Origin of the sequence: Peribacillus sp. NPDC097224, from assembly GCF_044761985.1 — a bacterium.
Taxonomy (GTDB): domain Bacteria; phylum Bacillota; class Bacilli; order Bacillales; family DSM-1321; genus Peribacillus.
In genome coordinates this window covers 1-12691 of record NZ_JBIWDK010000014.1, presented here as the reverse complement: position 1 = coordinate 12691, position 12691 = coordinate 1, and the positions used below count along the sequence as shown (strand labels likewise).

Sequence of the window (12691 nt, the reverse complement as noted above, 5' to 3'; positions counted from 1 at the left end):
TTATTCCTCCGTTTTCTTTTTCATTGTTTTGGTTGGATAGGATTTGCTGATAAAGGGAATCTCTTCGACACCCAGTTGTTTATTGACATAGACAGCCATCACGAATAGAACATTGGCAAGCAAATGAGCATAATCAAAAAGAATCGCGGGCACATCTTTTTCCGTACTGACTTTATGCAAGGCACGGACGGATTTCTTGGCTTCACTACGGCAAGTATGCAAAATACAGGCTGCCGTCGATCCTTGGGGTAGCACAAATGTTTCGATGCGTTCTTTCACTTCAGCGACATAATAGTCATAGATTTCACTTAGGCGGTTTAGACCGTCTTCGGTTATGGCCAATTTCCCCCGGGCAGAACCATTTAAATGATAAGCCATCGGCAACAGTTCCATTAAATCCCTGTAGACTTCAGGAATCTCTTTCGTGAACGACGCTGCCAGTCCCATTTGAGTCGTCAATGAATCGGTGCGAATTTCATAATCAACGGTTGAAACTGATTCGCGCATGAATGGGTAGCATAAAAAGCGGGCATCCTTCTTTTCCATAATTTTTCCTCCTTTTTAATAATGTGAATGACCTTCGTATTGCTTTTCGGCGCAAAAGAAAAAGCCGACCAAAGGTATTGGTCGGCAAACAAACATCTATGTATCTCGAACGAAAAAAAAGATGGAAGATTGCCGTACAATCCTCCTAACTTCCGAAGAGCAAAATACGATAAAAAAAAGGCAGGTCTCCTGGCTCGTGCATCATTTTACTCTAAGAACCTTCCCATTTGGATTGAATGAATGGTATCGTGCGTGCGGATTCATTCACAAACAGTGGCATATTTCTTATTTCATTAGCACTTACAGTTGCGGAAACAGCTTCGGTTTTACACCGAATTCCCTATTAAGCTGACAAGTCAGCACCTATTTTCTGCAAGGTTTATATTCACTTAGTACCAGTCTATCATAATTAATTACTTAAATAGTGAAAAGATTTCAAGAAATCTCTTTTATAGGGGTATTATTCTAGTAAACTCACTTTGTAAGGATAAATTGGAGGTTAATGTAAAATGGATGTCGAATAAATAAGGGTTAAGCATGAGTGATTTACATAATCATGGGAGGTAGAGAATGGTTTATAAACAAGTGAATCAGAAACTGGATATGATTTTGGAAAACATTGAAAAGGTCATTATTGGAAAAAGAGATATAGCAGAACTAAGTCTTGTGGCGCTCCTTTCTGGTGGACATGTCTTATTGGAAGATGTCCCGGGCGTGGGGAAGACCGTCTTGGTCAGGGCGCTAGCGAAATCCATCGGGGCGGATTTCAAACGGATTCAATTCACGCCTGACTTGCTACCGTCCGATGTAACGGGGGTATCGATTTTCAATCCGAAGGAACAAGAGTTCATCTTTAGACCGGGGCCAATCATGGGCCATATCATTTTGGCCGATGAAATCAATCGGACATCACCGAAAACGCAATCCGCCCTACTTGAAGGAATGGAAGAGGCAAGCGTGACGGTGGATGGTGTGACAAGGAAACTGGAACAACCGTTTTTCGTCATGGCCACTCAAAATCCAATTGATTACGAAGGCACATACCCACTTCCAGAAGCACAGCTAGATCGTTTTTTATTGAAAATGAAGATGGGGTATCCGGAAGTGGCAGAAGAGATAGAAGTGTTGCATCGGGCCCAATATACGGCTCCGATTGAAGAATTGGAATCCGTGATTTCGTTAGAGGAACTGATAGATTTGCAGATAGAGGCAAAGGCCGTGATCGTGGATGATACGATAAAGACGTATATCGTCGAGTTAGCTAATCAATCACGTAAGCATGAAAGTGTATATCTTGGGGTGAGCCCACGTGGATCGATTGCCCTAATGAAGGCAGCCCAAGCCTATGCGCTCCTAAAGGGAAGGGATTACGTTTTACCTGATGATGTGCAGCATTTGGTACCGTTCGTTTTTACCCATCGGCTAATCCTTAATCCGGAAGCGAATTACTCGGGGGTGAATGCTGACATGGTGATACATGAGGTAGTGGCTACGACGCAGGTACCCGTGAAGAGGGCCGTGACCTAATGCGGAATGTGCTTACCATACTGAAGAAAAACAGGAATGTCTGTGGGATCATAGTGCTCATGCTCATTTCCTTTTGTTTTGCGATGTTTCAAGGCGGGTTTATCAGTTGGTTCATTTTCTATACCTTTTTGCCGTTCGGTGCGTACTCTATGATTCTGCTGTTTTATCCACTTCAGGCTTTTGAAGTGGAGAGAAGAATTAGTAAACACGAATGCCAGGCCGGAGAGTCGGTAGATATGACATTGGTATTCTCCCGGAAAAACAGACTGCCTCTTTTATATATGGTGGTAGAAGAGGATTTGCCGATGGAACTGGAAAAGAAAACATTGGTTTTTCCAGGATTTAAACAATCCTTCCAATTGACATATACCCTGGAGAATCTGCCAAGAGGAGAACATGTCATCCAATCGGTTCGCTTCAAAATAGGGGACTTCTTTGGACTCTATGAAAAAGAAGCGACAGTGCATGCCCCTTTGAAACTCACCGTTTTCCCGGCTTATCAGGAGTTGAATTATAAACAGTTGGAGCATGTCTTCGATCAAGGACAAGTTGGTACGACGAAAAAAATACAGCGGGAACATTCGGTCGTGTCCGGAATCAGGGAGTATCAGCCGGGTGATCAATTATCCTGGATAAATTGGAAGGCAACGGCCCGAACAAGTGAAATCATGACGAAGGAATTTGAAGTGCAGAAAAACCGTGATGTATTTATTATGCTTGATGAGTACGCCTCTCCCTTCTTCGAAGAAGCTATCGTACTTGCGGCCTCTTTGGTGCATGCCTTGATAAAGAAGGGTATGGATGTTGGGTTAACCAGTACGGGATCAATGGAGGCCGTACCGGCTAAAGGAGGCAGTAAACAGAGGAGAAGACTCTTTTACCGTCTTGCAAAATCAAGGGCCACACATACAAACGTCTGGAATGGAAAGAAGAACAAGGGAGTTGTACCATCAAACGCTTCTGTAATATTCATTGTGTCCGAATTAACGATGGAAAAGATAGAAGGTTGGAATGCATTTACCGGGAATAAAGCGATGACGGTATTTTGCGTGAAAAGTCAGGGAGACTTCACGGGTGAGGAAATACGTGCGAAGTCGGTGGCGTTGGCTCGTGGAATAAAGTTGGTCTTCTTTGAACAGGGTCACCTTCAAAATGAACGAACCGAGGTGAAGGCAAATGAACGCTGATTCTACCAAATCGGAAAGGTGGATGCATGTTTTCTTATATATATTTGGTCTTCTATTGATTACCGAATGGTTACGACCCGTAGAGAAGCTTACGGATACAGGAAATATCTTGATTTTCATTATCTTTGTGTTATTTTCCTTGCTCCTACACTATTTTGGTATCCACTGGTTTGTGCGTTTCATCCTCGTAAGTGCCTTTATATTAATTGCGGTCCATTTCTTGTATTCGTCAGATCCTTTCCTGACCTTCAAATGGCTTACTGGTGATTTGCTGGATATAACGGCTAACGTTTCGAATATGTATGAGGGGAAGTGGGAGCTGCTTTCCAACCCCTTTAGAACGCTGTTGTTTTTCGTGCTTCTTTGGCTTGTGACATACTTGATTCATTACTGGGTGACGGTGAGACGAAACATATTTTTACTTTATATATTAACGATCATTTTCCTATCGATTCTCGATACATTCACACCATATGATGGGGATATGGCCATGATCAGGATCATCATCATCGGGTTTTCGATGCTTGGTGTGTTGGCCATGCTACGCTTGTCCATACAAGAGAGATTGGTGTTTTCAGGAGGTTCATTCAGTAAATGGGCCATCATGCTAGCGGGGATGCTGTTAGTAAGCGTCCTCGTTGGTTTCACTGCTCCGAAGTTCGCGTCACAATGGCCGGACCCTGTACCGTTCATTGTTTCTTATTCCGATAAGGTGACAGGAAGTGATGAAAGCTCCGTTGAAAAACGGGTGGGGTATGACGAAGATGATTCATCACTTGGTGGGTCGATAGAGCCGGACAATACGGTCATTTTTTATAATACGACCAATACCGGACACTATTGGAAAGTCGAGAACAAAGATATCTATACCGGAAAAGGGTGGGTTTCCGTTGAGGGAATGGAAGACTATATCAGTTTCTCTAATGGTCAGGATTTGAAGGATATAAAAGAATTTGAGATTCCTGAAGTGTTGAAAACGGAAGACATGAATACAAGGGTAACCATGATGGAAAGTTACTCTCACCTTCTTCATCCCCAATCAGGGTACCTGAAGAAGGTAGAGGCTGAGAATGGAGATTGGTTTAAATATTATACAAATATGGACAAGTACATTTCGGTAGACGAAGGCAGTAAGCCTCTTACCACGAAAGAATATGAACTGGTTTATGAAATGCCTAGCTATGATCTGGCTGACTTACGGAAAGTTACGGAACAGGATGAAACGATGGATGTCCTCATGGAAAGCAATACACAGCTTCCGGAGGGATTGCCAACCCGTATCTATGAACTGGCCAACGAACTTACGGTGAATGAGGATAATTGGTACGATAAGGCAAAGGCGATAGAAAATCACTTCGACGGTCCTGAATTCAGCTATTCTAAAGAAGACATTCCGTATCCAGGCGATAATCAGGATTATGTGGATCAATTCTTGTTCGAGACCCAAATTGGGTATTGCGATAATTATTCAACGGCGATGGTCATTTTATTACGTGCCGCCAACATTCCGGCAAGATGGGTAAAGGGATATACGGAAGGGGAGAAATCAATTTATAAAGGTGAATCCGCCTATAAAGTGACGAATAATAATGCCCATTCATGGGTGGAGGTTTATTTTTCAGGATTGGGATGGGTACCATTTGAGCCTACGAAGGGATTCAATGGGCAAATGGATTTTTACAATTCGGATTTGAATTCGGAAAATACGGAGGAAACCGAGCAGGAAGACAAAAAACTAGTGGAGCAAGATGAGACACAGACTAGAGAGCGCCCGGATACACCCGAAAATGAACCTGGATCAACTAAGAAAAGTGTCCTTTTAAGCCAAAATACTTTAATAATGTGGAGTGCCGGTATTATTTTATGCATAGCTTTACTTCTTGTCGTAGGGTATTTGTATAGAAGGAAATGGCTCCCTTTTGTACAAATCCTGCGGTTAAAAAAGAAAACCGGTCCATACTTTGTACAGGCGTACCAATTATTATTGAAACAGTTGGTCCGGGCAGGGTTAGAGCGGCCTGAAGGACAAACCTTGCGGGAATATGCAGCCTATGTAGATGCGGTTTATGAGACGAATTTAATGCAGGAAATGACAGCTCGATATGAAGTAATGACTTACCGTGGTGATCCAGAAGAAGAGGAGTGGGAGCGCTTTCGCAGTGACTGGGAAACGCTTATGAAAAAAACTAGCTCTTGACCATGTTTTTATTATATTGATACAATAACTTAAACTAATACTGTCCTTCATATATCCTCGATAATATGGATCGAAAGTTTCTACCGAATCACCGTAAATGATTTGACTATGAAGGCAGATTTACAGGAAAGCTGAAAATCTGCCTTCGTATATACTTTTTCCGTATATCGTTGTGGGTGGATTTTTAGTTTTCCTTTTTTTATGATACTATTTTTTTATATGAAAAATCACTCGTTTTTGGGTGAATTACATTGATAGAGGTGACGTTTGTGCCGGGGAAAACAGAATTGCAGAAAAACCAAGAAATGATTGTAGTACTTGATTTCGGAAGCCAATATAATCAATTGATTACGCGACGTATTCGTGAATTCGGTGTGTACAGTGAGCTTCATCCTCATACCATTACAGTGGAGGAACTACAGGAAATGAATCCTACAGGGATCATTTTTTCAGGTGGCCCTAACAGTGTATATGATGCAAGTGCATTTGGCTGCGATGAACGTATTTTCGATTTAGGTCTTCCAATTTTCGGAATTTGTTATGGCATGCAGCTGATGACGAAACATTTTGGCGGAAAAGTGGAACGCGCCAAAAACCGTGAATATGGAAAAGCGACTCTTACGATTCAAAATGAATCTAAATTATTCAGTGATCTTCCAAAAGAACAAATCGTCTGGATGAGCCACGGTGACTTGGTCGTCGAAACACCTGAAGGTTTCACGGTCGATGGAACGAATCCGTCTTGTCCGATTTCGGCAATGAGTGATGAGTCACGTAAATTATATGCCGTTCAATTCCATCCAGAAGTACGTCACTCCGTACACGGCAATGAAATCTTGAAGAACTTCGTATTCGGAGTTTGTGGATGTAAAGGTGACTGGTCCATGGAAAATTTCGTTGAAATTGAAATGGAAAAAATCCGTCAAACAGTCGGGGATAAAAAAGTACTTTGCGCATTGAGCGGTGGAGTGGATTCATCCGTAGTGGCTGTGTTGATCCATAAAGCGATTGGCGATCAGCTGACATGTATCTTCGTTGATCATGGCTTACTTCGTAAAGGTGAAGCGGAAAGTGTTATGAAAACTTTCAGTGATGGCTTTAATATGAACGTCATTAAAGTGGATGCAAAAGAACGTTTCTTATCGAAACTTGCTGGCGTTTCCGATCCTGAACAGAAACGTAAAATCATCGGTAACGAGTTCATCTACGTGTTCGATGATGAAGCAACGAAACTAGAAGGCATCGATTTCCTTGCACAAGGTACGCTTTACACAGATATCATTGAAAGCGGTACAGCAACGGCACAAACGATTAAATCACATCATAATGTCGGCGGTCTACCGGAAGATATGCAATTCAAATTGATTGAACCATTGAATACTTTGTTCAAGGACGAAGTACGGGCATTAGGAAGCGAAATGGGCATTCCTGATGAAATCGTTTGGCGTCAGCCGTTCCCAGGTCCTGGTTTGGGAATTCGTGTATTAGGAGAAATTTCAGATGAAAAGCTTGAAATCGTCCGTGAGTCTGATTATATCTTACGCGAGGAAATCAGGAAGAATGGTTTAGAACGTGAAATTTGGCAATACTTCACAGTCCTTCCTAACATTCGTAGTGTAGGGGTAATGGGAGATGCCCGTACGTATGATTACACAATCGGTATCCGTGCTGTCACATCAATTGATGGAATGACTTCCGACTGGGCTCGAATTCCTTGGGAAGTACTTGAAATCATCTCCACAAGAATCGTCAATGAAGTGGACCATGTTAACCGCGTTGTGTATGACATAACGTCCAAGCCACCTGCAACGATTGAGTGGGAATAGTATATACATCGAACCAGTGAGGGTTTTACCTTCGCTGGTTTTTTTTGGTATTTATCTTTTTGGGTTTATTTGTGGATGATAGAGGGTGGATATTCTTCGTGAAATGGAAATGATAACTAAAAGGCGAACGTTCTATATTTTTTAATTAAAATTATTCGCTTTTTATATTGACGGCTGTTTTACGCACTGGTACACTATACCTATAATAATAAATTAAACATAATCGTCGTATAATATCGGGAATATGGCCCGAAAGTTTCTACCAAGCTGCCGTTAACAGCTTGACTACGATGTGAATGAATGGGTGGGGTAGGTCACGCGCGCATTCTTTACATATTAGTAGTTGAGCCCCCGTTCGGAAGCGAATGGGGTATTTTCATTTTGTGTTATACGAACTTATGATAGGGGAGACTCATTATGAAAAATTACTTTCGTTTTAATGAACTGGGTACTAGCTATCGTCGGGAAATACTCGGCGGTTTAACTACATTCCTCTCAATGGCTTATATACTGGTTGTGAATCCAGTGATGTTAACGTTACAGGGCATAGAGGATTACCCTGATGAATTGAGAATGGATTATGGAGCAGTGTTTGCCGCAACGGCATTGGCTGCCGCAATTGGTTCCATATTGATGGGTCTCATAGCCAGGTATCCAATCTCGCTTGCACCAGGAATGGGATTGAATGCATTTTTTGCCTTTACGGTTGTACTCGGTTTCGGAATCCCGTGGCAAACGGCTTTAACCGGTGTTTTAATTTCAGGGCTCATATTTGTCCTTCTATCCTTATCTGGTATTCGGGAAAAAATCATTAATGCCATTCCAGTCGAATTGAAATATGCGGTCGGAGCTGGTATTGGACTATTTATAACATTTGTAGGGTTTCAAAATGCAGGGATCATCACGAATGATGATAGTGTACTGGTCGGACTTGGTGATTTAACGAACGGAAGTACATTGCTCGCGGTATTCGGGATAATCGTCACCGTCATTCTAATGACCAAAGGCGTGAAAAGCGGTGTATTCATCGGAATGGTGATCACTGCCATAGCTGGCATGATTTTTGGGCAAGTGCCAGTGCCGGAGAAAATCGTTGGAGCGATTCCAAGTATCGCACCAACATTCGGAGTTGCGTTCGATGCTTTCGGAAATCCTGGTGAGCTCTTTACAGGTCAAATGCTGATCGTGATTTTGACCTTCTTGTTCGTAGCGTTTTTCGATACAGCCGGTACGTTGGTGGCTGTCGCTCAACAAGCAGGTTTAATGAAGGATAATGTTCTTCCGAGAGTTGGAAAAGGGTTGCTTGCTGACTCTCTATCCATTGTCTCAGGTGCCATCCTTGGTACATCGACGACGACATCTTATGTGGAGTCGACAGCGGGTGTCGCTGCCGGTGCTCGTAGCGGTTTTGCCGCAGTGGTTACAGGTTTACTGTTCGTCCTATCTCTTTTCTTTTTCCCGCTACTTTCCGTCGTGACGTCAGCGGTAACTGCACCAGCTTTAGTCATTGTAGGTGTACTAATGGCCTCATCGCTTAAAAACATTGACTGGCATAAATTTGAAGTAGCGGTGCCTGCCTTCTTCACAGTTATCATGATGCCCATGACATATTCGATTGCAACAGGGATTGCCTGTGGATTTATCTTTTATCCCATTACGATGACAATGAAAGGGAGAGCGAAAGAAGTTCACCCAATCATGTGGGGACTTGGAGTGGTCTTCCTTCTATACTTCATATTTTTAAAGTGAAACAACACGAGAAAAGAGGCCTATTATAGGCCTCTTTTCTCGTGTTGTAAGAAGAAGGACTTTACGTGTATAGTATAGATATAAATGTTTTGTAATGGATGGGATAATTCTTTCAAAAAAGAGGGAAAAAAATGAGCGGTTTTATCGTTGAAAAGGTATTGAACAATAATGTTGTAATTGCTAATCACCCATCATATGGTGAGGTCGTTTCTATTGGAAAGGGCCTGGGATTTAATCGAAAAAAAGGCGATGAACTAAGTCCGGAACTCGCAGAGAAAACGTTTGTTTTGAAAAGCGAGAAGGAACAGGAGAATTACAAGAAGTTATTGCCGAAAATCGATCAAAATCTTCAAGCGGCCATAATTGAATCCATTCATTTGATAAACAAAAGGGTCCCTGGAAAACTTAATGAGCATATACATGTGGGCTTAACTGATCATTTACTATTCGCCCTTCAACGGGTTTCCCAAGGGATGACCATAAAAAACCCATTTTTAAAAGAGACGATCACCCTCTATCCTTTTGAGCATAATATCGCAGTCGAGGTTGTTGACCTCATTCAAGATAAGACCGGGATAGGACTGCCTCATGGAGAGATTGGCTTCATCACGCTTCATATCCATAGTGCCATAGCAAATAAGGATTTATCTGACGTCAATCAGTATTCCCAGGTGATTTTTCAACTGATTTCCATTATAGAAGAGCAGTTGAACGTTGAGATAAATAAAGAAAGCATCGATTATTCGCGGCTGATTCGTCATTTAAGGTTTATGATCGATCGCGTATTGGCAGGGGAAACGGTGGATGAACCTGAAAAAATCACTTTGCTATTGAAAGAAGAATATCCTGTATGCTACAATTTGTCTTGGAAACTAATAAAAATTATGCAACAGAAATTAGGCAAACCGGTTTGTGATGCGGAAGCTGTCTACTTAACGATGCATATTCAACGATTGCAAAATAAAATTAAATAAAACATTAACCTACGTGTTACTGATTCGATCAGGCATAAGTAAGGAGAATGATTGAGAGTGGAACAGGGTAATCTATACCCACATGTTCTTTTTCGGTCCTACCTTTACTTATGCCTTTTTTGCATACAAAACAGCTTAGAAGTGTATTAGCAGTTTAATGAAATGTAACCGTTTTATTAGTGTGAAAACAAAATGAGGAGGAAACCTAATGTTTAAGAAGTTGTTTGGTATCTTGCAAAAAATTGGGAAATCTTTAATGCTTCCTGTAGCGATCTTGCCTGCTGCCGGTATTTTACTTGCACTCGGTAATGCTTTACAAAACCCTGCCCTTTTGGAAATCGCTCCTTTTCTAGAAAATGGCGGAGTGGAAATGGTAGCGTCCGTCATGGAAAATGCTGGGAATATCATTTTTGGAAACCTTCCGCTATTATTTGCGGTTGGTGTAGCGATTGGACTGGCAGGTGGAGATGGAGTTGCCGGTTTGGCAGCAATCATCGGGTTCCTGATCATGAATGTAACGATGGGAACGGTCTTAGGAATTGATTTGAATGATATCAAGAATAATAGTGCCGTTTACAGCAATGTTCTTGGAATACCTACGTTAGGTACGGGAGTATTTGGCGGAATCATCGTCGGGGTCATGGCTGCCCTTTTGTATAATAAGTTCTATGAAATTGAAATGCCTTCGTATTTAGGGTTCTTTGCGGGAAAACGTTTCGTGCCTATTATTACAGCGGTAAGCGCGGTTGTTTTGGGACTGGTCATGATTGTAATTTGGCCGACCGTTCAATCTGGATTAAATTCCTTCTCAGAAAACATGCTTGGAGCTAATTTGACGCTTAGTGCATTTGTCTTTGGGGTAGTGGAACGGGCGTTAATTCCGTTCGGCTTGCATCATATCTTCTATTCACCATTCTGGTTTGAATTTGGTAGCTACATCGATTCGTCGGGTGAACCTATCAGAGGTGACCAAGCAATCTTCATGGCGCAAATTAAAGATGGAGTGGAGAATTTAACGGCTGGTACGTTCATGACAGGAAAATACCCATTCATGATGTTCGGGTTACCGGCTGCAGCATTGGCCATCTATCACGAAGCTCGTCCAGAACGCAAGAAAATTGTCGGTGGTTTAATGGCATCGGCAGCTCTTACAGCTTTCTTGACAGGTATAACAGAGCCAATTGAATTCTCATTCTTATTTGTAGCGCCGATTCTTTTTGCTATTCACTGTGTGTTTGCAGGTCTATCATTCATGACGATGCATTTGCTTGATGTGAAAATTGGGATGACCTTCTCCGGCGGGTTAATCGACTATACATTATTCGGTTTAATCAATCCGCAAACAAATGCTTGGATCGTAATTCCGGTTGGTTTAGTATTTGCGCTTATCTATTATTTCGGATTCCGATTTGCAATCAGGAAATTCAACTTGAAAACTCCTGGTCGCGAGGTAGAAGAAGATGATGATGAAGAAGTTGGTGTGTCTTCCAAGAAATCAGGTAACCTTCCTGGAGATATTTTGGAAGCGATGGGCGGAAAAGAAAACATCGCGCATTTGGACGCTTGTATCACGCGCCTTCGTGTGTCAGTTAATGATATTAAAGAAGTTGATAAAAATAGATTGAAGAAACTCGGTGCGGCAGGAGTGCTTGAAGTCGGTAACAATATCCAAGCCATCTTTGGCCCGCGTTCCGAAACGATTAAAGGGCAAATGAAAGAAATTATGGATGGGAAAAGACCTAGTAGGGTTGAAGCCTCACCAGAAAAAGGCGTAGAAAATCAAATAGAAGATGTGATTCCGAAACCATTACGGACGGAAGGGTCTTCTGACTCTGAAAAATTCGTTTCTCCTATTAAAGGAGAAATCAAGCCGATTACTGAAGTGCCTGATCCAGTATTTGCTGAAAAAATGATGGGCGATGGCTTTGCTATTGTGCCGGATGATGGTCTGGTAGTTTCTCCGGTTGACGGGACGATTGTCAATCTCTTTCCAACTAAACACGCCATTGGTATCGTTTCGGAAACAGGGCGAGAAGTCCTGATTCACGTCGGAATCGATACAGTTAAATTAGAAGGTAAAGGGTTTGAAGCGCTCGTCGCTCAAGATGACAAGGTGAAAATCGGCCAACCACTACTTAAAGTAGATATTGACTATGTTAAAAATAATGCGACTTCTATTATTACTCCGATTGTCTTTACGAACCTCGCTGAAGGGGAAAGCGTTAAGATAGAAAAGAGTGGAAAAGTCGATATTAAAGAAGCAAATATTATTTCTTTTAATAAATAAGCGTTATAGAAGCAGGGGGTGACTATTGAAGTTGCCCCCTGCTTCTATTTATAGATTTATGTTAACGACATGTCTTTGAAGCAGAAAGGATAAAGTGGGTATACTAGTGGAAGTTGTACTCTATAGATAGGATTTAAAAAAACAAAGAAATATCACAATTTTAATTGACTTGTATTTCTACTGGTGATATCATATTAACTACACCGAAACACGACATCATAACGAGAAAAGAAACATTCGAAACTTGTTGACAAGTTGGTTGAGAGGTGTTAAGATAATAAAGTCGCTAAGATAGCCGCAAACAAATTGCTCTTTGAAAACTGAACAAAACAAAGCGCCAACGTAAATTTTGAGTGAGCACACACTATAAAAAAGCAAAATGAGCAAGTCAAACATTT

The 12691-nt window shown here is 41.7% G+C and carries 8 protein-coding genes and 3 riboswitches; of the genes, 7 read left to right on the top strand and 1 reads right to left on the bottom strand.

Translation table 11 applies throughout. From position 1 onward, the window contains the following. Positions 1-546 carry a hypothetical protein gene (locus ACIQXR_RS18930; RefSeq protein ID WP_402875536.1) on the bottom strand — a complete coding sequence of 182 codons (546 nt, stop codon included), beginning with the start codon at positions 544-546 and terminating at the stop codon, positions 1-3. A 162-nt stretch (positions 547-708) separates the two neighbouring features. Next, a riboswitch (cobalamin riboswitch) is annotated at positions 709-928 on the bottom strand. Positions 929-1116: 188 nt separating this feature from the next. Here ACIQXR_RS18930 and ACIQXR_RS18925 point away from each other — a divergent pair. The 7 genes from ACIQXR_RS18925 to ptsG all read left to right on the top strand — a co-directional run bounded on the left by ACIQXR_RS18925 (position 1117) and on the right by ptsG (position 12293). Further along, entirely contained in the window at positions 1117-2073 is a 957-nt protein-coding gene (locus ACIQXR_RS18925) for an AAA family ATPase (RefSeq protein ID WP_402875538.1), read from the top strand. Beyond that, positions 2073-3260 carry a DUF58 domain-containing protein gene (locus tag ACIQXR_RS18920; protein ID WP_402875540.1) on the top strand — a complete coding sequence of 396 codons (1188 nt, stop codon included), beginning with the start codon at positions 2073-2075 and terminating at the stop codon, positions 3258-3260. Before ACIQXR_RS18925 ends, ACIQXR_RS18920 begins: the two co-directional genes overlap by 1 nt. After that, positions 3250-5457, top strand: a complete 2208-nt coding sequence (locus tag ACIQXR_RS18915; protein WP_402875542.1) for a transglutaminaseTgpA domain-containing protein — start codon at positions 3250-3252, stop codon at positions 5455-5457. Before ACIQXR_RS18920 ends, ACIQXR_RS18915 begins: the two co-directional genes overlap by 11 nt. Before the next feature lie 27 nt (positions 5458-5484). Continuing rightward, positions 5485-5586: riboswitch (purine riboswitch) on the top strand. Positions 5587-5726: 140 nt separating this feature from the next. Beyond that, the gene (gene guaA / locus ACIQXR_RS18910; RefSeq protein ID WP_402875551.1) at positions 5727-7283 is read left to right on the top strand and encodes a glutamine-hydrolyzing GMP synthase; all 1557 of its coding nucleotides are present in this window, start codon (positions 5727-5729) and stop codon (positions 7281-7283) included. 206 nt (positions 7284-7489) lie between these two features. Beyond that, a riboswitch (purine riboswitch) is annotated at positions 7490-7591 on the top strand. Positions 7592-7700: 109 nt separating this feature from the next. Continuing rightward, positions 7701-9032 carry an NCS2 family permease gene (locus tag ACIQXR_RS18905; RefSeq protein WP_402875544.1) on the top strand — a complete coding sequence of 444 codons (1332 nt, stop codon included), beginning with the start codon at positions 7701-7703 and terminating at the stop codon, positions 9030-9032. Between the two features lie 131 nt (positions 9033-9163). Then, positions 9164-10006 (top strand): glucose PTS transporter transcription antiterminator GlcT, encoded by an 843-nt coding sequence (glcT, locus tag ACIQXR_RS18900; RefSeq protein WP_402875546.1) that lies wholly within the window; start codon positions 9164-9166, stop codon positions 10004-10006. 208 nt (positions 10007-10214) lie between these two features. Beyond that, positions 10215-12293: a glucose-specific PTS transporter subunit IIBC gene (gene ptsG, locus ACIQXR_RS18895; protein ID WP_402875548.1), complete on the top strand. Its 2079-nt coding sequence runs from the start codon at positions 10215-10217 to the stop codon at positions 12291-12293. Positions 12294-12691: the final 398 nt, after the last annotated feature.